Genomic DNA, 22,674 nt, shown 5'->3' with positions numbered 1-22,674 from the left:
TACCTGATCAGTCATTGACGGTCTCTCCGGTTTTCTTGCTTTTGAACATGTCCAACGCCAGCATGATTGCACCGACGGTGATGGCGCTGTCGGCAAAGTTGAACGCCGGGAAGTACCAGCGGTTCTGCCAATGCACCAGGATAAAGTCGATCACATGGCCCAGGGCGATGCGGTCGTACAGGTTGCCCAGCGCGCCGCCCAGCACCAGGGCCAGGGCGATGGCCAGCCAGGTGTCGTCGCGGCCCAGGCGCTTGAGCCAGACCACCAGCACCGCACTGACCACCAGGGCGATCAGGGCGAACAGCCAGCGCTGCCAGCCGCCACCGTCGGCGAGGAAGCTGAACGCCGCGCCGGTGTTGTAGGCCAGGGTCCAGCTGAAGTAGTCAGGAATGACCACGATCTGCTGGTACATCTGCAAGGCGCCTTCGAAGTGAGCCTTGCTGACCTGGTCAATGACCAGGACCAGCACGCTCAGCACGAGCCAGCCCAGGCGTCCAAAACGACTGGCTGCATTAGGCATAGTGACGAACCTCGCCCGCACCGCTGATGTTGTCGACGCAACGGCCACAGATTTCCGGGTGCTCAGGGTTCACGCCGACATCTTCACGGCAGTGCCAGCAACGGGCGCACTTGGCGAAGGCCGACTTGACCACCTTGAGCTTGAGGCCCGGTACTTCGGTGGCGACCGCGTCCGCCGGGGCCTGGGCGAATGGCGCCAGGCTCGCGGTGGAGGTGATCAGCACGAAACGCAGTTCGTTGCTCAGCTTGGCCAGGTCGGCGGTAAGGCCTTCCTCGGCAAACAGGGTGACTTCGGCTTGCAGGTTGCCGCCGACGGCCTTGGCCGCACGCTGCACTTCCAGCTCCTTGTTCACCGCAACCTTGACGGCCATCACGCCTTCCCAGTACTCGCGGCCCAGTTCGAAGTCGGCCGGCAGTTCGGTCAGGCCTTCGTACCAGGTGTTGAGCATCACGGATTCGTTGCGCTCGCCCGGCAGGTATTCCCACAGCTCGTCGGCGGTAAAGGCCAGGATCGGTGCGATCCAGCGCACCAGCGCTTCAGAGATGTGATACAGCGCGGTCTGCGCCGAACGGCGGGCCTTGCTGTTGGCGCCGGTGGTGTACTGGCGGTCCTTGATGATGTCGAGGTAGAAACCACCCAACTCCTGCACGCAGAAGTTGTGGATCTTCGAGTAGACGTTCCAGAAGCGGTATTCGCCGTAGTTTTCCTGCAGCTCGCGCTGCAGCAACAGGGTACGGTCCACGGCCCAACGGTCCAGGGCGAGCATGTCCTCGGCCGGCAGGATGTCGGTGGCCGGGTTGAAACCGGTCAGGTTCGACAACAGGAAGCGTGCGGTATTACGGATGCGACGGTAGGCATCGGCGCTGCGGGCCAGGATCTGGTCCGACACGGCGATCTCGCCGGAGTAGTCGGTCGACGCCACCCACAGACGCATGATGTCGGCGCCCAGGGTGTCGTTGATCTTCTTCGGCTCGATCACGTTTTTCAGCGACTTGGACATCTTGCGGCCCGTCTCGTCGACGGTGAAGCCGTGGGTCAGCAGTTCGCGGTACGGCGCGTGGTTGTCGATGGCGCAACCAGTCAGCAGGGACGAATGGAACCAGCCACGGTGTTGGTCCGAACCTTCCAGGTACAGGTCGGCACGCGGGCCGCTCTCGTGACCCATCGGGTGCGAGCCACGCAGGACGTGCCAGTGGGTGGTGCCCGAGTCGAACCACACGTCGAGGGTGTCGCTGATCTTGTCGTACTGCGGCGCTTCGTCACCCAGCAGTTCGGCGGCGTCCATCTTGAACCAGGCTTCGATGCCTTCCTGTTCAACGCGCTGGGCAACGGTTTCCATCAGCTCGACGGTGCGCGGGTGCAGCTCGCCGCTTTCCTTGTTCAGGAAGAACGGGATCGGCACGCCCCAGTTACGCTGGCGCGAGATGCACCAGTCCGGGCGGTTGGCGATCATCGAGTGCAGGCGCGCCTGGCCCCAGGCCGGGACGAACTTGGTCTCTTCGATCGCCTTGATCGCGCGGTTGCGCAGGGTGTCGCCGCTGGTGGGCTCTTTGTCCATGCCGATGAACCACTGCGCGGTGGCGCGGTAGATCAGCGGGGTCTTGTGGCGCCAGCAGTGCATGTAGCTGTGCTGGATGGTGGCGGTTTGCATCAGCGCACCGACTTCACGCAGCTTTTCGATGATCGGCTGGTCGGCCTTGAAGATGAACTGGCCACCGAAGAACTCCAGCGACGGCACATACACGCCGTTGCTTTGCACCGGGTTGATGATGTCATCGTTGACCAGGCCGTACTTCTTGCAGATCACAAAGTCGTCTACGCCGTAGGCCGGCGAGCAGTGAACGATGCCCGTACCCGAACCCAGCTCGACGTAGTCAGCCAGGTACACCGGCGACAGACGGTCGTAGAACGGGTGACGGAAGTTGATCAGTTCCAGCGCGGTACCGGTGGTGGTGGCGATGACCGAACCTTGCAGTTCGTAGCGCGTCAGGCAGGCTTCGACCATTTCTTCGGCCAGCACCAGCAGGCGATCACCGACGTCCACCAGGGCGTAGGTGAATTCCGGGTGCACGTTCAGCGCCTGGTTGGCCGGGATGGTCCACGGGGTGGTGGTCCAGATCACGATGGCGGCAGGCTTGGCCAGCGATGCCAGGCCAAAGGCCTCGGCCAGCTTGGCCTCGTCGGCAATCGGGAAGGCCACGTCGATGGTCGAGGACTTCTTGTCTTCGTACTCGACTTCCGCTTCAGCCAGCGCCGAACCGCAGTCAAAGCACCAGTTCACGGGCTTGAGGCCCTTGAACACGAAACCGCCCTTGACGATTTCGGCCAAGGCGCGGATTTCACCGGCCTCGTTCTTGAAGTTCATGGTCTTGTACGGGTTGTCCCACTCGCCGAGCACGCCCAGGCGGATGAATTCGGACTTCTGCCCTTCGATCTGCTCGGTGGCGTAGGCACGGCACAGTTCGCGGGTTTTATCCGCGCCCAGGTTCTTGCCGTGGGTCACTTCGACTTTATGTTCGATCGGCAGGCCATGGCAGTCCCAGCCCGGGACGTACGGCGCGTCGAAGCCCGACAGGGTTTTCGAGCGCAGGATCATGTCCTTGAGAATCTTGTTCAGCGCATGACCGATGTGAATCGTGCCGTTGGCATAAGGAGGGCCGTCGTGCAGGACGAATTTCGGACGATCCTTGCCAATCTCGCGCAACTTTCCGTACAGGCCAATACTGTCCCAGCGCTGCAGGATCTGCGGTTCGCGCTGTGGCAGGCCGGCCTTCATTGGGAAGGCGGTGTCCGGAAGGTTTAGCGTGGCTTTATAGTCGGTCATTTAAGGCTCTTCGGTTAGCGATGGGCGCTAGGTGCGGCTAGTGCACGGGCGGCGGCGACATCCGCATTGATCGCCGTTTTCAACGCCTCAAGGGAGGCGAAACGCTGCTCTTCACGCAGCTTTTGGTGGAAAACCACCGTCAAACGCCGGTCATACAGATCACCGGCAAAATCCAAAAGGTGAACTTCCAGGTGGGCCTTGCCATCACCTGCAACCGTGGGCCTGACGCCTATGTTGGCGACTCCCGGCCACGGTTGGCCGTCGATATCCACACTCACCAGGTAAACCCCGGTGAGTGGCACACGACGGCGCTTGAGCTGCACGTTGGCGGTTGGCGTGCCCAGTTGGCGCGCCAGCTTCTGGCCGTGCAGGACCCGTCCGGCAATGCGGAACGGGCGACCGAGCAAACGCTCGGCCAGCGCGAAGTCGGCAGCGGCCAGGGCGTTACGCACCTGGGTACTGCTCACGCGCAGGCCGTCCAGTTCGACGGTTTGCGCGGCTTCGACGGTAAAACCTTGATGAGCGCCAGCCTTCTGCAGGAAATCGAAATCGCCGACGCGGTCGCAGCCAAAACGGAAGTCGTCGCCGACCTCCAGGTGCTGCACGCCCAGGCCGTCCACCAGGATCCGGTCAACGAACTCGGCGGCGCTGAGGCTTTGCAAACGCTGATTGAAGGCCAGGCAGAGGACACGGTCCACGCCTTCTTCGGCCAGCAGTTGCAGCTTGTCCCGCAGGCGGGCCAGGCGGGCCGGCGCCGTCTCGGGGCTGAAATATTCCCGCGGCTGTGGCTCAAATATCACCACGCAGCTGGGCACGCCCAACTCGACCGCACGCTCGCGCAGCCTGGCCAGGATAGCCTGGTGGCCACGGTGAACACCGTCAAAGTTGCCAATAGTGGCGACGCAACCCCGATGCTGGGGGCGCAGGTTGTGGAGACCTCGAACCAGCTGCATAACGCGCTTCTTGCTCATAAAGTGGTCGATTATAACCACACCCAGCCCCGGACGACAGGCAACAGAACAGGCCAAATGGGTCGAATCGATAAAACAGCCGTTTTATCGCGGCAAACGCTCTAGCCAATCGACTTGCGATTGAAATCCCGGAGGCGGAAGCCCTGCAGCAGCAACATCCCGAAGTACACCACCACACCGGCCACGACCAGCACGCCTAGACGCAGGAAACGCTCCAGCATATGGCCTTCGTCCCAGGCGGGCATGAAGTGCATCAGGCCGAGCAATACCGCCGACATCGCCGTCACTGCAACCACCAGCTTAAGAGCGAACAGACCCCAGCCTGGCTGCGGCTGGAACATCTGCTGCTTGCGCAGTTGGTAGAACAGCAGGCCGGCGTTGATACACGCACCGGCGCTGATGGCCAGGGCCAGGCCGGCATGGGCCAACGGGCCGATAAACACCAGGTTGAGCAGTTGCGTGACGATCAGCGTGAATATCGCGATTTTTACCGGCGTACGGATGTTTTGCTGGGCATAGAAGCCCGGCGCCAGCACCTTGATCACGATGATGCCGAGCAGGCCCACCGAGTAGGCGACCAGCGCGTGCTGCGTCATCAGGGCGTCATGGGCGTCGAACTGACCGTACTGGAACAACGACATGGTCAGCGGCTCGGCCAGGATCCCCAGCGCCAGGGCGCACGGCAGCACCAGCACAAAGCACAGGCGCAGGCCCCAATCGAGGATGCGCGAGTATTCCTGGCGGTCCTTGCTGGCGTAGGTGCGCGCCAGGGTTGGCAGCAAAATCGTGCCCAAGGCCACGCCGAGCACGCCGGACGGCAGTTCCATCAAGCGATCCGCGTAGTACATCCACGATACCGAACCCGAGACCAACAGCGACGCGAACGCGGTGTTGATGATCAGGGAAATCTGACTGACGGACACACCAAGAATCGCCGGCAGCATGTTGCGCATTACGCGCCAGACGCCGGTGTCCTTCAGATTGAGGCGCGGCAGCACGAGCATGCCGATCTTTTTCAGGTGCGGCAGTTGGTAAAGCAGCTGCGCCAGGCCACCGGCCAGTACGGCCCAGCCCAGGGCCATGACCGGCGGATCGAAATACGGCGTGAGGAACAGCGCGAAGATAATCATGCTGACGTTCAGCAGGGTCGGCACAAAGGCCGGCACCGAGAAGCGGTTCCAGGTGTTGAGGATCGCGCCGGCCAGGGATGACAGGGAAATCAGCAATATATAAGGAAAGGTCACCCGCAGCAGGTCAGTGGTCAGCGCGAATTTTTCCGGGGTGTTGGCAAAACCGGGGGCCGTGGCCCAGATCACCCAGGGTGCGGCGAGCATGCCGAGCACGGTCACCAGCATCAGCACCAGGGTCAGCAGGCCCGACACGTAGGCAATAAAGGTGCGCGTCGCTTCCTCGCCCTGCTGGGTCTTGTATTCGGCCAGGATCGGCACGAACGCCTGGGAAAATGCGCCCTCGGCGAAGATCCGCCGCAGCAGGTTGGGCAGTTTGAAGGCAATAAAGAAGGCGTCCGTGGCCATGCTCGCGCCAAAAATGCGCGCCAGCAGGGTGTCGCGCACGAAGCCCAAAACCCGCGAGATCATCGTGATAGAGCTGACGGCGGCCAACGATTTGAGGAGGTTCATTGAAAGAGTTTGCGCCTATTAGATAAACAGCAGGCGAACAACGCGCCTACTTATGCGATACTGCGCGCCTGCAACAGCACAGAGCCAAAGCTCGCGAGTTTACAGGTCAAGCGCCGGAAATAAATCACCCGCCTCTTCAGATCGACCACTCAGCAGTTCGCATCAGCCGCCCTTGACAACACTTCAAGTCATCGGCATGATTCGCGGCCTATTTTGTTTGCTATTTCCTAAAAAGTCTTTCGAGGAGCTCGACGGTGGCCAACACACCTTCCGCCAAAAAACGTGCAAAACAGGCTGAGAAGCGTCGCAGCCACAACGCCAGCCTGCGTTCCATGGTTCGTACCTACATCAAGAATGTAGTTAAAGCCATCGACACCAAAGACGCTGAAAAAGCTCAAGCAGCTTACGTTCTGGCTGTGCCTGTTATCGACCGTATGGCCGATAAAGGCATCATCCACAAGAACAAGGCCGCTCGTCATAAGAGCCGTCTGAATGGCCACATCAAGGCTCTGAACGTCGCTGCAGCAGCCTAAGTGGTAACAACTGGCGCGTAACCCAGGTTACGCAACAGTTAAGAAATGCCCCGTACCGAAAGGTCCGGGGCATTTTTGTTTGTGCCCGAATAAAGATTGCACCGCTCCCACATTTGGATTGCATACATTTTTTGAGCACAAAAAAAACGCCCCGAACAGGTCGGGGCGTTTTTGCTAGCCGCTGATCAATGCATCAATCAGTGCTGGTGACCGCCTTCACCGTGAACGTGGCCGTGGGCCACTTCTTCCTGGGAAGCGTCGCGGATGGCAACGATCTTCACTTGGAAGTTCAGGCGCTGGCCAGCCAGCGGGTGGTTGCCGTCAACGGTGACGTCGTCGCCGTCCAGGTCACGGATGGTGACGATCTGCATTTGGCCGTCCGGCGCGGAAGCGTGGAACTGCATGCCCACTTCCAGCTCGTCAACGCCTTCGAACATGCTGCGGCTCAGGGTGCTGACCAGTTCGGCCGAGTACTCGCCGTAGGCATCTTCAGGTTCTACGGCAACGGTCAGTTCATCACCGACGCTCTTGCCTTCCAGAGCCTTTTCCAGGCCTGGGATGATGTTACCTGCGCCTTGCAGGTAGACCAGCGGCGCGCCGCCGGCGGAGCTGTCGATGACCTCACCAGCGTCGTTGGTCAGGGTATAGTCGATGGAGACAGCCTTGTTAGCGGCGATCGTCATGGGGCGAGACCTTTTGCATAAGAATGAAGAACGGACAAGTCTAAACAAGGATTTGCCCGAAAGCGAACACAACCCGGACAGACGGGGTCGCACACGCGACTCGACGGTCATCGGTTTTCACCAGGACGACGACCAGCACTGGGTTGCCGAGCTGTCTTGCGGCCACACCCAGCACCTGCGCCACCAGCCGCCCTGGCAGTCCCGCGCCTGGGTGCTCGACCCCGCACAGCGCCAGGAAAAAATAGGCCAGCCCTTTGCCTGCGGCTGGTGTGCGCAAGCGCACGAATAACGATAACCTTGGCACCTGATTCGCGGTAGACGCCCAGCCATAGAGCGTCACCCAAGCCATGCACCTCCAGAGAATTCGCATGCAGACTTTTTTTATCGCGCCCACCGATTTTGGTGTGGGTCTGACCTCCATCAGCCTTGGGCTGGTGCGCACCCTTGAGCGGGCCGGGCTGAAAGTCGGGTTCTTCAAGCCCATTGCCCAGCCGCACCCCGGCGACACCGGCCCCGAACGCTCCACCGAGCTGGTGGCGCGCACCCACGGTTTGAAGCCGCCACAACCCCTGGGCCTGGCCCATGTGGAGCGCATGCTCGGCGACGGCCAGCTCGATGAGCTGCTCGAAGAAATCATCACCCTGTATCAACAGGCCGCCGTGGGCAAGGACGTGCTGATCGTCGAAGGCATGGTGCCAACCCGCAGCGCCAGTTACGCTGCCCGGGTCAACCTGCACCTGGCCAAGAGCCTCGACGCGGAAGTGATCCTGGTCTCCGCCCCGGAAAACGAAGTGCTCACCGAACTCTCCGGCCGCGTGGAATTGCAGGCCCAACTGTTTGGCGGCCCGAAAGACCCGAAAGTCCTCGGCGTGATCCTCAACAAGGTGCGCACCGACGAAAGCATGGAAGCCTTCTCCGCGCGCCTCAAAGAGCATTCGCCCCTGCTGCGCAGCGGTGATTTCCGCCTGCTCGGCTGCATTCCCTATCAGCCGGAACTCAACGCCCCACGCACCCGTGACGTGGCCGACCTGATGGGCGCACAGATCCTCAACGCCGGCGACTACGAAACCCGGCGCATGACCAAGATCATCATTTGCGCACGCACCATGCGCAACACCGTGGAGCTGCTCAAGCCCGGCGTTCTGGTAGTAACGCCCGGTGACCGCGACGACATCATCCTCGCCGTCAGCCTGGCCGCGATCAACGGCGTGCCCCTGGCCGGCCTGCTGCTGACCAGCGACACCCTGCCCGACCCGCGCATCATGGACCTGTGCCGTGGCGCGTTCCAGGCCGGGCTGCCCGTGCTGTCGGTGAGCACCGGTTCCTACGACACCGCCAACCAGCTCAACAGCCTCAACAAGGAAATCCCCATCGATGACCGCGAGCGCGCGGAGATCATCACCGACTTCGTTGCCAGCCACCTCGATGCGCGCTGGCTGCACCAACGCTGCGGCACGCCCCGGGAGATGCGCCTGTCGCCGGCGGTGTTCCGCTACCAGTTGATCCAGCGCGCCCAGGCGGCCAACAAGCGCATCGTCCTGCCCGAAGGCAGCGAGCCGCTGACCGTGCAAGCCGCCGCGATCTGCCAGGCGCGGGGGATTGCCCGCTGCGTGCTGCTGGCCAAACCGGCGGACGTGGAAGCCGTCGCCCGCGCCCAGGGCATCGAATTGCCCGAAGGCCTGGAGATTCTCGACCCGGACCTGATCCGCCAGCGCTACGTCGAACCGATGGTGGCCCTGCGCAAGAGCAAGAGCCTCAACGCGCCGATGGCCGAGCAGCAACTGGAGGACACCGTGGTGATCGCCACCATGATGCTGGCGCTGGACGAAGTGGACGGCCTGGTCTCCGGCGTCATCCACTCCACCGCCAACACCATCCGCCCGGCCCTGCAGTTGATCAAGACCGCGCCGGGCTGCACCTTGGTGTCGTCGGTGTTCTTCATGCTGTTCCCGGAGCAGGTGCTGGTGTACGGCGACTGCGTGATGAACCCGCACCCAAGCGCCGCCGAGTTGGCGGAGATTGCCCTGCAAAGCGCCGACTCGGCCGCCGCGTTCGGCATCACGCCGCGTGTGGCGATGATCAGCTATTCCAGCGGCGACTCGGCCAGCGGCGAAGAAGTGGAGAAAGTCCGCGAAGCCACCCTGCTCGCCCACGAACAGCAAAGCTCGCTGCTGATCGACGGCCCGCTGCAATACGACGCCGCCGCCAACGAAAACGTGGCCCGCCAATTAGCACCGAACAGCCTGGTTGCCGGTAAAGCCACCGTGTTCGTGTTTCCCGACCTGAACACCGGCAACACCACCCACAAGGCCGTGCAACGCAGCGCCGATTGCGTGAGCCTGGGGCCGATGCTCCAGGGCCTGCGCAAACCGGTCAACGACCTGCCACGCGGCGCCCAGGTGGATGACATCGTGTACACCATCGCACTGACTGCGATCCAAGCCGCCAACCGACCTATGGATATCTAAATGCTGGATTTTCTACCTGCCGCCGTGCGCGGGGTGATCGCGTCGTTGTTGCTGGCGCTGAACACGATCCTGTTGTGTTCGTTCCTGTTTATCGTCGCGCTGTTCAAGGCATTGCCGTTCGCCAAGCGCTTCAGTGAATGGCTGATGAACCACACCCACGAAGCCTGGGTGACCAACAACAAAGGCTGGATGAACCTGGTGCGCCGCACGCGTTGGCACATCAAGGGCCTGGAAGGCCTGGATTACCAGCACTCGTACCTGGTGACCAGCAACCACCAGAGCTGGGTCGACATCATGGTGTTGCAGTACGTGCTCAACCGGCGCATTCGCCCGCTGAAGTTCTTCCTCAAGCAGGAGCTGATCTGGGTGCCGGTGATTGGCTTGGCGTGGTGGGCTTTGGGCTTCCCCTTCATGAAGCGCTACACCAAGGCGTACCTGGAGAAGCACCCGGAGAAGAAGGGCAAGGACCTGGAAACCACGCGCAAGACCTGTGCGAAGTTTCGCGACAACCCGGTGGGCATTTTCAACTTTGCCGAAGGCACACGGTTTACCCCGGGCAAGCATGCGCAGCAGAAATCGCCGTTCCGCTACCTGCTCAAGCCTAAAGCCGGTGGCATTGCGTTTGTGCTGGATGCGATGGGTGAGCAGTTGAAGTCATTGGTCAATGTGACCATTCACTATCCGGCTGGGCGCCCTGGGTATTGGGATTTGTTGTGCGGGAATGTGCAGGACGTTGTGGTGCAGTTTGAAGAGGTGCAGATCCCGGCCGAGTTCATTGGAAAGAATTATGAGCAGGATGGGGAGTATCGGACGGCGTTCCAGGGTTGGATCAACCAGCTGTGGGAAGAAAAAGACCAACTGCTCGATAGGCTGCACACCGAATTCCCAGACAAAAAGTGATCAAAAATGTGGGAGCTGGCTTGCCTGCGATGCAGGCACCTCGGTACATCAGTGGAACCGAGGTGATGCTATCGCAGGCAAGCCAGCTCCCACAAAAGCCAGCTCCCACATTGACCGAGTCCGGTCTTGAGGACATAAAAAAGCCCGCCACCGATCACTCGGTGGCGGGCTTTTTTGTAGCGGCAATCCTTAGATCGCGCCGCGCTGACGCAACAGCTCCAGCACTTGCTTGACGCTCTCTTCCAGCGACAACGCCTGGGTGTCGATCACCAGGTCGGCATTCAACGGCACGTCGTACGGGAAGGACTCACCCGGGATGTTATCCCCACCCGCCGCGTACAACCCTTGCGGATCACGCTCGGCGCACACCAGCGGCGACGCTTGCACGTAGACCGTCAGCAAACGATCACCGCCGATCAATGCCTTGGCCTGTTCACGGCCTTCGGCATCCGGCGCGACAAACGCCGCCAGGGTCAGCAGGCCCGCTTCGTTGAACTGACGCGCCACGTGCGCGGCACGACGCCAGTTCTCGGTGCGGCCGGCACGGTCTTGCGGCAAGCCCTTGTTCAAGTCGTGGCGCAGGTTCTGGCCATCCAGCACGAATACCGCACGACCCATGTCGAACAGCTTGCGCTCAACCGCATAGGCCAGGGTGCTCTTGCCAGCGCCCGACAGGCCGCTGAACAGCACGGTGGCCGGTTGCTGGCCGAAGCGCTGGGCACGCTCTTCGGTGGCCACGTGGGCCAACTTGCCGTGCTGCGCCGAGCTGCCGTGGGTCACTGGCGGCGCGATGATCATGCCCGCGGCCACAGTGCCGTTGGTCAAACGGTCGATAACGATAAACGCACCGGTGGTGCGGTTGCTGTCGTAACCGTCCAGGGCAATGGCGGCGTCGAGGCTGACCTTGACCCGGCCGATCTCGTTCAATTGCAGCGAACTCGCCGGGCCTTCGGCCAGGGTGTTCACGTCCACACGGTGCACGATGCTGGTGATGGAACCCGGCACGTAGCTGGTGGCGCGCTTGATGTCGTATTTCTTGCCCGGCAGCATCGGCTCTTCGGCCATCCACACCAGCATGGCGTCGAAGGCGTCGGTCACTTGCGGCACGTTGTCGGCATGCACCAACAGGTCGCCACGGGAGATGTCGATCTCGTCTTCCATGGTCAGGGTCACGGCCTGGCCTGGGCCGGCGTGCTCCAGCTCACCTTCAAAGGTAACGATGGATTTGACGCGGCTGCTCTTGCCCGATGGCAGCACCACGACTTCGTCGCCCTTGTGCACGATGCCGCTGGCCAGGGTGCCGGCGAAACCACGGAAGTTCAGGTTCGGACGGTTGACGTACTGCACCGGGAAACGCAGGTCGGTGTAGTTGCGGTCGTTGGCGATCTCGACGGTTTCGAGGATCTCCATCAGCGACTGGCCGGTGTACCAAGGCGAACGCTCGCTCTTGTTCACCACGTTGTCGCCCTTGAGCGCCGACATCGGCACAAAGGCCATGGTGCTCGGCTTGAACGCGATACCTTCGGCGAACTTCAGGTAATCGGCCTTGATCGACTCGAATACGCTTTGGTCAAAGCCGTTGATGTCCATCTTGTTGACGGCAATCACGATGTGCTTGATGCCCAGCAACGAGGCGATATAGCTGTGGCGACGGGTCTGGGTCTGCACGCCGTAGCGGGCGTCGATCAGGATGATCGCCAGGTCACAGGTGGACGCACCGGTGGCCATGTTGCGGGTGTACTGCTCATGGCCGGGGGTGTCGGCGATGATGAATTTGCGCTTGGCGGTGGAGAAATAGCGGTAGGCGACATCGATGGTGATGCCTTGCTCACGCTCGGCCTGCAGGCCGTCGACCAGCAACGCCAGGTCGATGTCGTCACCGGTGGTGCCGACTTTCTTCGAATCGCGGGTGATGGCTTCCAGGTGATCTTCGTAGATCATCTTGGAGTCGTGCAGCAGGCGCCCGATCAGGGTGCTCTTGCCGTCGTCGACGTTGCCACAGGTCAGGAAGCGCAACATTTCCTTGCGCTCATGCTGGCCCAGGTAGGCGAGGATGTCCTCGCTGATCAAATCAGATTGATGCGACATGACAGCCCCTTAGAAATAGCCTTGACGTTTTTTATCTTCCATCGAGCCTGCACCATCGTGATCGATGACACGGCCCTGGCGCTCGGAAGTTCGCGTCAGGAGCATTTCCTGAATGATGTCCGTCAGCGTCTCGGCTTCGGACTCCACCGCGCCCGTCAACGGGTAGCAGCCAAGGGTACGGAAACGTACTTTCTTTTTGACGATGCGGGCTTTGTCTTCGTCGGACAAGTGCTCGAGGATGCGGTCGTCGTCGATCATGATCAACGTGCCGTTCTTCTCGATCACTTCACGTTCGGCGGCGAAGTACAGCGGCACGATCGGGATGCCTTCGAGGTAGATGTACTGCCAGATGTCCAGCTCGGTCCAGTTGGACAACGGGAACACACGGATCGACTCGCCCTTGTTGACGTTGCCGTTGTAGACGTTCCACAGCTCCGGGCGCTGGTTCTTCGGGTCCCAGCGGTGTTTGCTGTCGCGGAACGAGTACACGCGCTCTTTGGCGCGGGATTTCTCTTCATCGCGACGGGCACCGCCGAAGGCGGCGTCGAAACCATGCTGGTCCAGGGCTTGCTTGAGGCCCTCGGTCTTCATGATGTCGGTGTGCTTGGCGCTGCCGTGGGTGAACGGGTTGATGCCCTGCGCCACGCCATCCGGGTTGACGTGGGTGATCAGGTCCAGGCCCAGTTCTTCGACCATCTTGTCGCGGAACTTGTACATCTCCTGGAATTTCCACTGGGTGTCCACGTGCATCACCGGGAACGGCAGCTTGCCCGGAAAGAATGCCTTGCGTGCCAGGTGCAGCATCACGGCGGAGTCTTTACCGATCGAGTAGAGCATCACCGGGTTATCGAACTCGGCGGCGACCTCGCGGATGATGTGGATGCTTTCCGCCTCCAGCTGTTTCAGATGCGTCAGTTTGTCGACCATGGTTACTCACGGAAAAACGATCTTATGGACGGCCAGCGGGCCGTGTTCGAGCGGGGCATGCTAGCACAGCACCTTCTTCTAATCAGGGAGCTGGCTAGATCGAAACGGTATATGAATATGCCCCTGAGTTTGGGGGTGACGCGCGGTCAAGTGTGGGAGCTGGCTTGTGTGGGAGCTGGCTTGTGTGGGAGCTGGCTTGTGTGGGAGCTGGCTTGTGTGGGAGCTGGCTTGCCTGCGATAGCATCGCCTCGGTTTATCAGACAGACCGAGGTGTCTGCATCGCAGCGATGCGGCGACCCGACAAGCCAGCTCCCACATTTTGTACAGCGGTGCCCGTTAAATAGGGTTCGGACAGTCGATGAACAGATGCTCCAGCGCAAACCGCCGCGCCAGGTAATCCCCCAGCGCCTGCACGCCATAACGCTCGGTGGCGTGATGGCCGGCGGCAATAAAGCTGATGTCATTTTCCCGCGCACTGTGAAAGGTCTGCTCGGACGCTTCGCCGCTGAGGAACAGATCCACACCCGCCGCAATCCCATGGTCGATGTAACCCTGACCACCACCGGTACACCATCCCACGCGCCGGATCATCTCACTGCCTTCGATCAGCAACGGCTCACGCCCCATGACTTCCTGCACACGGCGGGCAAAATCCCGTGGCGACAGCGGCTCGGCAAGGGAGCCGACCAGGCCGACGATCTTCGCATCATTGGGGTCCAGCGGACCTTCGACGGTGATGTCCAACTGGCGCGCCAGCTGCACGTTGTTGCCGACATCAGGGTGCAGGTCCAGCGGCAGGTGGTAGGCCAGCAGGCTGATGTCGTGCTTGAGCAGGGTTTTCAGGCGGCGCTGCTTCATGCCGGTGATGCAGGGGTTTTCGCCTTTCCAGAAATAACCGTGGTGCACCAGCACCAAATCAGCCCCGGCTTCGACGGCCGCGTCCAGCAGGGCCTGGCTGGCGGTCACGCCGCTGACGATGCGCATTACCTGCGGGCGCCCCTCCACTTGCAGGCCATTGGGGCAGTAATCGGCGATTTTCGAGCTGTTCAGGTAGCGGTCAGCTTCATCGACTAATGTGCTCAGGGCAACGGCCATAAAAGACTCCTAAATATCCCGTTCGAAGGCACTCACAGCCTCGTATAATGCGCGACATTATGGGCGCTCTCCCGCCCCCTGCAACCTGTCAGGACTTACTTGATGCTCAAGGCACTGCGTTTTTTTGGATGGCCATTGTTGGCTGGCGTGCTGATCGCGATGCTGATCATTCAGCGTTATCCCCAGTGGGTTGGCTTGCCCAGCCTGGACGTAAACATGCAGCAGGCACCGCAGACCAACGCGGTGGTGCAAGGCCCGGTGACCTATGCTGACGCGGTGGTCATCGCCGCGCCGGCCGTGGTCAACCTGTACACCACCAAGGTCATCAACAAACCGGCGCACCCGTTGTTTGAAGACCCGCAGTTTCGTCGCTACTTCGGCGACAACGGGCCCAAGCAGCGGCGCATGGAGTCGAGCCTGGGTTCGGGCGTGATCATGAGCCCGGAAGGCTACATCCTCACCAACAACCACGTGACCACCGGCGCCGACCAGATCGTGGTGGCCTTGCGTGACGGCCGCGAAACCCTGGCCCGCGTGGTCGGCAGCGACCCGGAAACCGACCTTGCGGTGCTCAAGATCGACCTGAAAAGCCTGCCCTCCATCACCCTCGGCCGCTCCGACGGCCTGCGCGTGGGCGATGTGGCGCTGGCCATCGGCAACCCGTTCGGCGTCGGCCAGACGGTGACCATGGGCATCATCAGCGCCACCGGGCGTAACCAGCTCGGCCTGAACAGCTACGAAGACTTCATCCAGACCGACGCCGCGATCAACCCCGGCAACTCCGGTGGCGCGCTGGTGGATGCGAATGGCAACCTGACCGGTATCAACACGGCGATTTTCTCCAAGTCCGGCGGCTCCCAGGGCATCGGTTTTGCGATCCCCGTAAAGCTGGCGACGGAAGTGATGAAGTCGATCATCGAGCACGGCCAGGTGATTCGCGGATGGCTGGGCATTGAAGTGCAGCCGCTGACCAAGGACTTGGCCGAGTCGTTTGGCCTGACTGGGCGCCCGGGCATCGTGGTCGCCGGGATCTTCCGTGACGGCCCGGCGCAGAAAGCCGGCCTGCAACTGGGCGACGTGATCCTCAGCATCGACGGCGAACCGGCTGGCGATGGCCGCAAGTCGATGAACCAGGTGGCACGGATCAAACCGACCGACAAAGTGACGATCCTGGTGATGCGCAATGGCAAAGAGATCAAGTTGTCAGCGGAAATCGGCCTGCGCCCACCGCCGGCGCCGGTGAAAGAAGAGGAATAAGCGCCCTCGCCCAGGTGCCTGTTCGCAGGCACCTGTAAGCGCATAATTCATAGCGAGTCATTCTCATTAGGCATGTTATATTGTTTCAATACCGACATTGGAACGCTCTATCATGCCGTCTCGAAGAATCGCTCCCCTGGCTGGCCTGGCCTTGGGTTTGCTGCTTGATCCCGCTTTCGCCGAAGACAACACCCTGGAACTCGACACCATCAGCGTCACCAGCGACGCCTACGAGTCTGCCACCAGCCCGGTCAAAGGCTACCGCGCCACCCGTTCGGCCAGCGCGACCAAAACCGACACGGCGCTACGCGACATCCCACAATCCATCAGCGTGATTCCCGCCACGGTGCTCAAGGACCTGGGCAGCACCAGCGTCGAGCGCGCCCTGGAGTTTGCCGGCGGCGTGTCCAAGCAAAACAACTTCGGCGGCCTGACGCTCTACGAATACAGCGTGCGCGGCTTCACCACGTCCGAGTTCTACCAGGACGGCTTCAGCGCCAACCGTGGCTACCCGAGCACCCCGGACGCGGCCAATATCGAGCGCATCGAAGTGCTCAAGGGCCCCGCCGCCAGCCTGTACGGGCGTGGCGATCCTGGCGGCACGGTGAATATCGTCACCAAGAAGCCCCAGCCCGAGGCCTTCACCACCCTGCAAACCAGCGCCGGCAGTTGGGACCGCTATCGCACCGCCCTCGACGTCAACACCCCGCTGGACAGCGAAGGCCACGTGCTGTCGCGGGTCAACCTGGCGGTGGAAGACAACCACAGCTTCCGCGATCACGTGCAGAGCAAACGGGTGTTCGTCGCGCCGTCGTTCAGTTGGCAACTGGACCCGGACACCACCCTGCTCGTCGAAAGCGAATTCGTGCGCCACAGCTCCACTTTCGACCGTGGCATCGTCGCCGCCCCCGGCGTATCGCGCTCGACCTTCCTCGGCGAGCCCAACGACGGCGATATCGACAACCACAACAACCGCCTCCAGGCCGCCCTCGAACATCACCTCAACGATGCCTGGAGCCTGCGCCTGGCCAGCCACTACAAGCAAGGCAGCCTGTGGGGCGACGCCTCGGAAAACCGTGCGCTGAACGCCGACGGCCACACCCTCAACCGCCGCTACCGCGAACGCTCCATGGGTTGGCACGACAGCATCACCCAGCTGGAACTGCGCGGCCTGTTCGACATTGGCAGCTGGCAGCATGAATTGCTGGTGGGCACGGAATACGAGGACTACCGCAAGAAAGAACGCGTGACGGCGATTGCCGGCAGCCCCTACGCCATCGACCTCTACAACCCGGTCTACGGCCAGGCCAAACCCAATGGCGCGCGCGGCGGCACCGACTTCTTCGAGCAGACCAAAAGCCACGCGCTGAACCTGCAAGACCAGATCGTCTTCACCGACCGCCTGCGCGGCATGCTCGGGGCGCGCTTCGAGCATTTCGAACAACGCATCGACAACTACATCGGCAACACCCCGCCGACCCAGCAAACCCACGACGCCCTCACCCAGCGCGCCGGCCTGCTCTACCAGCTCACGCCGCAAGTCGGCGTGTTCGCCAACGCCTCCACCTCGTTCAAACCCAACAGCGGGCTGGACGCCAACAACAAAGGCTTCAAGCCGGAAGAAGGCGTGGGCTACGAAGTGGGGATCAAGAGCGAGCTGTTCGACGACCGCCTCAGCACCACCCTCGCCGCGTTCCATATCGAGAAGGAAAACGTGCTCACCCTCGACCCGGCCACCAACCTCAACCGCGCCATGGGCAAGGCCCGCAGCCAGGGTTTTGACCTGCAACTGACCGGGCAAGTGACGGATGCCGTACGGGTGATTGGGGCGTTTGCCTACATCGATGCCGAAGTGACCAAGGGCGATAAAGCCATTCCCGCCGGCAGCCGCATCCTTGGCGTGGCCAAGCGCAGTGGCAGTCTGTTGGGGGTGTATGAGTTCCAGGATGGCGCGTTGCGCGGGTCAGACGTGGGGGCGGCGTTTACTTATGTGGGGGATCGTTCCGGTGAGGCGGGCACAAGCTTTGAGCTGCCGGCGTATCACACCGTGGATTTGCTCGCGCATTACAAGGCTACGGAGAACGTGACGGTCGGCTTGAATCTCAACAACCTGTTTGATGAGAAGTACTACGAGCGGTCCTACAGCAACTATTGGGTCAACCCGGGCGAACCACGCAACCTCACCGTCAGCCTGACCCTCAACCTGTAAACCCGATCAACAAATATAGGAGGACCAATGTGGGAGCGGGCTTGCCCGCGATAGCGGTGTATCAGCCAACACATCTAGCGGCTGACACGCCCCCATCGCGGGCAAGCCCGCTCCCACATGTTGATCTTCACTGGCTTCAGCTATAGCGACCCGGGTGCTTTTTCACACAAGGCATTCAACGCCTTCGCCCACTGCGGATCATCATTCAGGCACGGCACCAGCACCAACTCCTCGCCCCCCGCCTCGCGGAACTGCTCCAGCCCGCGATCACCAATCTCCTCCAGCGTCTCGATGCAATCGGCGACAAACGCCGGGCACATCACCAGCAGCTTTTTCACGCCTTGCTGGGCCAGGGTTTCCAGGCGGGCTTCGGTGTAGGGTTCGATCCACTTCGCCCGGCCCAGGCGCGATTGGAAGGCCACCGACCATTTATCTTCCGGCAAGCCCATGCGCGCGGCAAAATCCCGCGCCACGCTGAAACATTGCCCGCGATAACAGGTGGCACGCACTTGTGCCGGGGCGTTCGCGCAGCAATCGGTGGCACCGTCGAAGGTGTGGCCAGGGTTGAGTTTTTGCAGGTGCCGCTCCGGCAAGCCGTGGAAGCTGAACAGCAGGTGATCGTAATCCTGCTGCAAATGCGGCTTGGCGCTGGCCACCAGGGCGTCGAGGTATTCCGGTTGGTCGTAGAAGGGTTGCAGGATCGCCAACGGCAGGTCGAGCTTTTTCTCACGCAGCACACGGCGGGCTTCTTCCACCACCGTGGTCACGGTGCTGTCGGCAAACTGCGGGTACAGCGGCGCGAGGGTGACCTTGCGGATGCCCTGACTGGCGAGACGGGTCAGCACTGTTTCAATCGACGGCTCGCCGTAGCGCATCGCCAATTCCACCGGCCCGTGGCTCCACTGCGCAGTCATCTGTTGTTGCAGGCGGCGGCTGAGCACCACCAGCGGCGAGCCCTCCTCCCACCAGATCGAAGCGTAGGCGTGGGCCGACTGCTCGGGGCGCTTGATCAGGATCAGCGACACCAGCAAGCGCCGCACCGGCCACGGCAGGTCGATCACATAAGGGTCCATCAGGAACTGATTGAGGTAGCTGCGCACATCGGCCACCGAAGTGGACGCCGGTGAACCCAGGTTGACCAGTAACAACGCGTGATCCGTCATGCAACATCCTATGGCTAGAGGCGGCTGGACAAGTCGTCCAGGGCCGCACGCAACTCTGTGAACTGAAAAGGGTAACCGGCCGCCAGCAGCCGTTCGGGGACGGCCTTCTGCCCGCCCAACAGCAACCCGGACAACTCGCCCAACCCGACCTTCAACGCAAACGCCGGCATGGGCATGAACGCCGGGCGGTGCAGCACCTGGCCCAACGTCCTGGCAAACTCGCGGTTGCGCACCGGGTGTGGCGCGCACGCATTATAAGGACCGCTGGCCTGTGGGTTGTGCAGAAGAAAATCAATCAGGCCGATTTGATCCTTGATATGCACCCACGGCATCCACTGCCGACCCTTGCCGATCGGCCCGCCCAGCGCCAGCTTGAACGGCAGCAACAGGCGCGACAAAAAGCCGCCCTCGGCCGCCAGCACCAGGCCCGTGCGCACCAGCACCACACGCAGCCCCAAGGCCTCGGCGCGCTGGGCGGTTTCTTCCCAGGCGACGCACAGCTGGCTGGGAAAGTCGTCCTGTACCGGGCCGCTGGCTTCGGTCAATTCGCGCTCACCACCGTCGCCGTACCAGCCCACGGCGGAACCGGAGATCAGCACCGCCGGTTTTTGCGCCAGGCTTTCCAGCCACGCCAGCAGGGTTTCGGTCAGGCTAATGCGGCTGCTCCACAACAACGCCTTGCGCTTGTGGGTCCACGGACGGTCGGCAATGGGCGCGCCGGCGAGGTTAATGACCGCGTCCACCGGGCCGATAACCTGTTGTAGGCGGCCGACTCCCGACACCTGGGCGCCGCAGACCTTGGCGACTTGTTCCGGGTGGCGGCTCCACACGGTCAGGCGATGCCCCTGGGAGAGCCAGTGTTGGCAGAGTTGGCGGCCGATCAAGCCGGTACCGCCGGTCAGCAAAATATGCATGGGACGCTCCTCATGTAACGTTCGCTGCCGATCACTGGTCTATTTTATAGGCAGGGATCATTTGTGATCGGGCGTAACGTTGGCTTAAGCCTCAGCTTTAACCATAGGTCACACCGCATAGAACAGGTACGCCAAAACTTATACCAAAAAACAATATTGTACAGCTATTGGTGTCGGCGTAGTCTGTACCCAACGGTAAAACGAGGCCTCCCATGACTGTTCCCATCGCGATCATCGGCACCGGCATCGCCGGTCTCTCCGCCGCCCGAGCGTTACGAGACGCGGGGCACGTTGTACAACTCTTCGATAAAAGCCGCGGCAGTGGTGGCCGCATGTCCAGCAAGCGCAGCGATGCCGGCGCCCTGGACATGGGCGCGCAATACTTCACCGCCCGCGACCGGCGCTTCGTCAACGAAGTGCAGCGCTGGCAAAGCAACGGCTGGGCCGCGCAGTGGAAACCCCAGCTGTACAACTTCAAATCCGGTCAACTCACCCCCTCCCCCGATGAACAGATCCGCTGGGTCGGCACACCGCGCATGAGTGCGATCACCCGCGCGCTGCTCGACGACTTGCCGGTGACGTTCGGTTGCCGCATCACCGAAGTCTTCCAGGGGCCCCAACACTGGAACCTGCTCGATGCCGACGGCGGCAACCACGGCCCGTTCAGCCACGTGGTCATCGCCACGCCGGCGCCGCAGGCCACCGCCCTGCTGGCAGCCGCGCCCAAGCTGGCCAGCGCCGCCGCCGGGGTGAAGATGGACCCGACCTGGGCCATCGCCCTGGCGTTCGACACGCCTTTGGACACACCGATGGAAGGCTGCTTCGTGCAAGACAGCCCCCTCGACTGGCTGGCCCGCAACCGCAGCAAGCCGGGGCGCGACGCCAGCCTCGACACCTGGGTGCTGCACGCCACCAGCGCCTGGAGCAAGGCCCACCTGGACCTGCCCAAGGAAGCCGTGATCGAGCACCTGCACGGCGCCTTCGCCGAACTGTTGCACAGCGCCATGCCCGCGCCGTCCTTTAGCCTGGCGCACCGCTGGCTCTACGCGCGCCCGTCCGCCAGCCATGAATTCGGCGTGCTCGCCGACGCCGACCTGGGCCTGTACGTGTGCGGTGACTGGTGCCTGTCGGGGCGCGTGGAAGGGGCCTGGCTCAGCGGCCAGGAAGTGGCGCGACGCCTGATCGAGCACCTGCAATGAACCGCATCAACCCCGCCAAATTGCTGCTGTCCAAATGGACAGCAGCCCAGCCACACAACAAAGAAAAACACTTCCTCGTGACCGAGCTGTTTCGCGACGACGAAGGCTCCGTGCTGGAAATCGAACTGCAAGCCGTGATGACACGCCGCGCCGAACGCCTGGCGTGGCAAACCCTGCAAAATGCCGACGACTGGAAAATTGGCTGGCAGTAGCCCAACGGCAAAACTTGTACAAATAATTTGACTTGTACAGCATCGAACCTATGATGAGATTTAGTTGTACAAGATAACTATCTTGTACAGGAATCTTCTCGGGGTTCGCCTATGTCCAGCACCAAACCGAAGATCGCCATCAGCGCCTGCCTGCTCGGCGAGAACGTGCGCTTCAACGGCGGGCACAAACAATCCCTGCTGTGCAGCCAAACCCTCGCCGACTATTTCGACTTTGTGCCGCTGTGCCCCGAAGTCGCCATCGGCCTGGGCATTCCCCGCGAGCCGATCCGCCTGGTGGGCGACCCTGCCCACCCGCAAGCCGTCGGCACCGTACACAGCGAGCTGAACGTAACCGAGCCCCTGCACGACTACGGCCTGCAGATGGCCGGGCAACACACCGACCTGTGCGGCTACATCTTCATGCAGAAGTCGCCGTCCTGCGGCCTGGAACGGGTCAAGGTGTACCGCGCCAATGGCACGCCGGTGGACGGTGGCGGGCGCGGCATCTACGCCCAAGCCTTTTGCGCGCAGCACCCCAACCTGCCGGTGGAAGAAGACGGTCGGCTGAATGACCCGGTGCTGCGGGAAAACTTCCTGACCCGCGTGTTTGTCTACGCCAGCTGGCAGCAACTGCTCGCCGACGGCCTGAGCCGCCACCGCCTGCTGGCCTTTCACTCGCGCTACAAATACTTGCTGATGGCCCACAGCCCGGCGCACTACAAGCGCCTCGGCCACTTGCTGGGCAGCATGGGCAAGGACGTCAACCTGGAGGAACTGGCCGACTGCTACTTCAGCGACCTGATGACCGGCCTCACCCAGTGCGCCACCCGTGGCACCCACACCAACGTGCTGCAACACATCAGCGGCCATCTCAAACAGGCCATCAGCGCCGACGACAAGCAGGAAATGCAAACCGTCATCGGCCAATACCGCCACGGCATCGTGCCGCTGGTGGTGCCCTTGACCTTGCTCAAGCATCACTTTCGCCAACACCCGGACCGCTACATCGCGCAGCAGGCCTACCTGCAACCGCACCCGGAAAACCTCAGCCTGCGTAATGCGATCTAACCC

Annotated in this window: 19 protein-coding genes; 9 read left to right on the top strand and 10 right to left on the bottom strand. The window is 61.9% G+C overall.

All coding sequences use genetic code 11. The features are described 5' to 3' along the window. Window positions 1–7: 7 nt before the first annotated feature. The 4 genes from lspA to murJ form a co-directional block, all read right to left on the bottom strand. Complete coding sequence (gene lspA / locus PSH87_RS04015; RefSeq protein ID WP_305432657.1) at window positions 8–520, bottom strand: signal peptidase II; 513 nt, start codon at window positions 518–520, stop codon at window positions 8–10. Beyond that, window positions 513–3,344, bottom strand: a complete 2,832-nt coding sequence (gene ileS / locus PSH87_RS04010; protein ID WP_305432656.1) for an isoleucine--tRNA ligase — start codon at window positions 3,342–3,344, stop codon at window positions 513–515. The genes lspA and ileS overlap by 8 nt, the downstream gene beginning before the upstream one ends. A gap of 14 nt (window positions 3,345–3,358) precedes the next feature. Next, complete coding sequence (gene ribF, locus PSH87_RS04005) at window positions 3,359–4,297, bottom strand: bifunctional riboflavin kinase/FAD synthetase (RefSeq protein ID WP_017737907.1); 939 nt, start codon at window positions 4,295–4,297, stop codon at window positions 3,359–3,361. Between the two features lie 119 nt (window positions 4,298–4,416). Continuing rightward, window positions 4,417–5,955, bottom strand: a complete 1,539-nt coding sequence (murJ, locus tag PSH87_RS04000; protein WP_305432655.1) for a murein biosynthesis integral membrane protein MurJ — start codon at window positions 5,953–5,955, stop codon at window positions 4,417–4,419. A gap of 254 nt (window positions 5,956–6,209) precedes the next feature. Here murJ and rpsT point away from each other — a divergent pair, with 254 nt between their 5' ends. After that, window positions 6,210–6,488, top strand: coding sequence for a 30S ribosomal protein S20 (rpsT, locus tag PSH87_RS03995; RefSeq protein WP_003171647.1), 279 nt, complete (start codon window positions 6,210–6,212; stop codon window positions 6,486–6,488). A 197-nt stretch (window positions 6,489–6,685) separates the two neighbouring features. On the opposite strand, the gene PSH87_RS03990 is transcribed toward rpsT, so the two are convergent. Continuing rightward, a complete protein-coding gene (locus tag PSH87_RS03990; RefSeq protein ID WP_017737905.1) occupies window positions 6,686–7,171 on the bottom strand; it encodes a peptidylprolyl isomerase in 486 nt (161 codons plus the stop codon). Between PSH87_RS03990 and PSH87_RS03985 the strand changes: the two genes are divergently transcribed. From PSH87_RS03985 to PSH87_RS03975, 3 genes are all read left to right on the top strand, one after another. Then, a complete protein-coding gene (locus tag PSH87_RS03985) occupies window positions 7,170–7,460 on the top strand; it encodes a DUF3565 domain-containing protein (protein ID WP_370695312.1) in 291 nt (96 codons plus the stop codon). The two genes, PSH87_RS03990 and PSH87_RS03985, sit on opposite strands and share 2 nt — an antisense overlap. A 79-nt stretch (window positions 7,461–7,539) precedes the next feature. Further along, window positions 7,540–9,639 carry a phosphate acetyltransferase gene (pta, locus tag PSH87_RS03980; protein WP_017737903.1) on the top strand — a complete coding sequence of 700 codons (2,100 nt, stop codon included), beginning with the start codon at window positions 7,540–7,542 and terminating at the stop codon, window positions 9,637–9,639. Further along, on the top strand, window positions 9,640–10,539 hold the full coding sequence (locus PSH87_RS03975; RefSeq protein WP_305432651.1) for an acyltransferase: 900 nt from the start codon (window positions 9,640–9,642) through the stop codon (window positions 10,537–10,539). A 189-nt stretch (window positions 10,540–10,728) separates the two neighbouring features. On the opposite strand, the gene cysN is transcribed toward PSH87_RS03975, so the two are convergent. The 3 genes from cysN to PSH87_RS03960 all read right to left on the bottom strand — a co-directional run bounded on the left by cysN (window position 10,729) and on the right by PSH87_RS03960 (window position 14,649). Continuing rightward, window positions 10,729–12,627 (bottom strand): sulfate adenylyltransferase subunit CysN, encoded by a 1,899-nt coding sequence (cysN, locus tag PSH87_RS03970; RefSeq protein WP_207040126.1) that lies wholly within the window; start codon window positions 12,625–12,627, stop codon window positions 10,729–10,731. Between the two features lie 9 nt (window positions 12,628–12,636). Continuing rightward, the gene (gene cysD, locus PSH87_RS03965; RefSeq protein WP_305432648.1) at window positions 12,637–13,554 is read right to left on the bottom strand and encodes a sulfate adenylyltransferase subunit CysD; all 918 of its coding nucleotides are present in this window, start codon (window positions 13,552–13,554) and stop codon (window positions 12,637–12,639) included. Between the two features lie 336 nt (window positions 13,555–13,890). Beyond that, window positions 13,891–14,649, bottom strand: a complete 759-nt coding sequence (locus tag PSH87_RS03960) for a Nif3-like dinuclear metal center hexameric protein (RefSeq protein ID WP_017735178.1) — start codon at window positions 14,647–14,649, stop codon at window positions 13,891–13,893. A gap of 102 nt (window positions 14,650–14,751) precedes the next feature. Between PSH87_RS03960 and algW the strand changes: the two genes are divergently transcribed. Both algW and PSH87_RS03950 read left to right on the top strand, forming a co-directional pair. Further along, window positions 14,752–15,906: a Do family serine endopeptidase AlgW gene (gene algW, locus PSH87_RS03955; RefSeq protein ID WP_017735177.1), complete on the top strand. Its 1,155-nt coding sequence runs from the start codon at window positions 14,752–14,754 to the stop codon at window positions 15,904–15,906. Window positions 15,907–16,018: 112 nt separating this feature from the next. Further along, window positions 16,019–18,115 carry a TonB-dependent siderophore receptor gene (locus PSH87_RS03950; protein ID WP_305432645.1) on the top strand — a complete coding sequence of 699 codons (2,097 nt, stop codon included), beginning with the start codon at window positions 16,019–16,021 and terminating at the stop codon, window positions 18,113–18,115. A gap of 140 nt (window positions 18,116–18,255) precedes the next feature. Here the strand turns inward: PSH87_RS03950 and hemH are convergent, their stop codons facing one another. Beyond that, complete coding sequence (gene hemH / locus PSH87_RS03945) at window positions 18,256–19,278, bottom strand: ferrochelatase (protein ID WP_305432643.1); 1,023 nt, start codon at window positions 19,276–19,278, stop codon at window positions 18,256–18,258. 14 nt (window positions 19,279–19,292) lie between these two features. Then, window positions 19,293–20,192 carry a TIGR01777 family oxidoreductase gene (locus PSH87_RS03940; protein WP_305432642.1) on the bottom strand — a complete coding sequence of 300 codons (900 nt, stop codon included), beginning with the start codon at window positions 20,190–20,192 and terminating at the stop codon, window positions 19,293–19,295. A gap of 212 nt (window positions 20,193–20,404) precedes the next feature. Here PSH87_RS03940 and PSH87_RS03935 point away from each other — a divergent pair, with 212 nt between their 5' ends. From PSH87_RS03935 to PSH87_RS03925, 3 genes are all read left to right on the top strand, one after another. Next, a complete protein-coding gene (locus tag PSH87_RS03935) occupies window positions 20,405–21,391 on the top strand; it encodes an NAD(P)/FAD-dependent oxidoreductase (RefSeq protein ID WP_026136590.1) in 987 nt (328 codons plus the stop codon). Beyond that, a complete protein-coding gene (locus PSH87_RS03930) occupies window positions 21,388–21,603 on the top strand; it encodes a TIGR02450 family Trp-rich protein (protein ID WP_305432641.1) in 216 nt (71 codons plus the stop codon). Before PSH87_RS03935 ends, PSH87_RS03930 begins: the two co-directional genes overlap by 4 nt. Before the next feature lie 111 nt (window positions 21,604–21,714). After that, window positions 21,715–22,671, top strand: coding sequence for a DUF523 and DUF1722 domain-containing protein (locus PSH87_RS03925; protein WP_305432640.1), 957 nt, complete (start codon window positions 21,715–21,717; stop codon window positions 22,669–22,671). Window positions 22,672–22,674: the final 3 nt, after the last annotated feature.

Origin of the sequence: Pseudomonas sp. FP453 (assembly GCF_030687495.1) — a bacterium.
GTDB lineage: Bacteria > Pseudomonadota > Gammaproteobacteria > Pseudomonadales > Pseudomonadaceae > Aquipseudomonas.
The sequence above is the reverse complement of the archived record's forward strand: the minus strand, read 5'-3'. Positions and strand labels throughout refer to the sequence as shown.

What these genes read in the sequence shown, in the direction of transcription:
- lspA (WP_305432657.1), bottom strand. Translation starts at nt 520, where the DNA reads ATGCCTAATGCAGCCAGTCGTTTTGGACGCCTGGGCTGGCTCGTGCTG.
- ileS (WP_305432656.1), bottom strand. Translation starts at nt 3,344, where the DNA reads ATGACCGACTATAAAGCCACGCTAAACCTTCCGGACACCGCCTTCCCA.
- ribF (WP_017737907.1), bottom strand. Translation starts at nt 4,297, where the DNA reads ATGCAGCTGGTTCGAGGTCTCCACAACCTGCGCCCCCAGCATCGGGGT.
- murJ (WP_305432655.1), bottom strand. Translation starts at nt 5,955, where the DNA reads ATGAACCTCCTCAAATCGTTGGCCGCCGTCAGCTCTATCACGATGATC.
- PSH87_RS03985 (WP_370695312.1), top strand. Translation starts at nt 7,170, where the DNA reads ATGGGGCGAGACCTTTTGCATAAGAATGAAGAACGGACAAGTCTAAAC.
- PSH87_RS03990 (WP_017737905.1), bottom strand. Translation starts at nt 7,171, where the DNA reads ATGACGATCGCCGCTAACAAGGCTGTCTCCATCGACTATACCCTGACC.
- pta (WP_017737903.1), top strand. Translation starts at nt 7,540, where the DNA reads ATGCAGACTTTTTTTATCGCGCCCACCGATTTTGGTGTGGGTCTGACC.
- PSH87_RS03975 (WP_305432651.1), top strand. Translation starts at nt 9,640, where the DNA reads ATGCTGGATTTTCTACCTGCCGCCGTGCGCGGGGTGATCGCGTCGTTG.
- cysN (WP_207040126.1), bottom strand. Translation starts at nt 12,627, where the DNA reads ATGTCGCATCAATCTGATTTGATCAGCGAGGACATCCTCGCCTACCTG.
- cysD (WP_305432648.1), bottom strand. Translation starts at nt 13,554, where the DNA reads ATGGTCGACAAACTGACGCATCTGAAACAGCTGGAGGCGGAAAGCATC.
- PSH87_RS03960 (WP_017735178.1), bottom strand. Translation starts at nt 14,649, where the DNA reads ATGGCCGTTGCCCTGAGCACATTAGTCGATGAAGCTGACCGCTACCTG.
- algW (WP_017735177.1), top strand. Translation starts at nt 14,752, where the DNA reads ATGCTCAAGGCACTGCGTTTTTTTGGATGGCCATTGTTGGCTGGCGTG.
- PSH87_RS03950 (WP_305432645.1), top strand. Translation starts at nt 16,019, where the DNA reads ATGCCGTCTCGAAGAATCGCTCCCCTGGCTGGCCTGGCCTTGGGTTTG.
- hemH (WP_305432643.1), bottom strand. Translation starts at nt 19,278, where the DNA reads ATGACGGATCACGCGTTGTTACTGGTCAACCTGGGTTCACCGGCGTCC.
- PSH87_RS03940 (WP_305432642.1), bottom strand. Translation starts at nt 20,192, where the DNA reads ATGCATATTTTGCTGACCGGCGGTACCGGCTTGATCGGCCGCCAACTC.
- PSH87_RS03935 (WP_026136590.1), top strand. Translation starts at nt 20,405, where the DNA reads ATGACTGTTCCCATCGCGATCATCGGCACCGGCATCGCCGGTCTCTCC.
- PSH87_RS03930 (WP_305432641.1), top strand. Translation starts at nt 21,388, where the DNA reads ATGAACCGCATCAACCCCGCCAAATTGCTGCTGTCCAAATGGACAGCA.
- PSH87_RS03925 (WP_305432640.1), top strand. Translation starts at nt 21,715, where the DNA reads ATGTCCAGCACCAAACCGAAGATCGCCATCAGCGCCTGCCTGCTCGGC.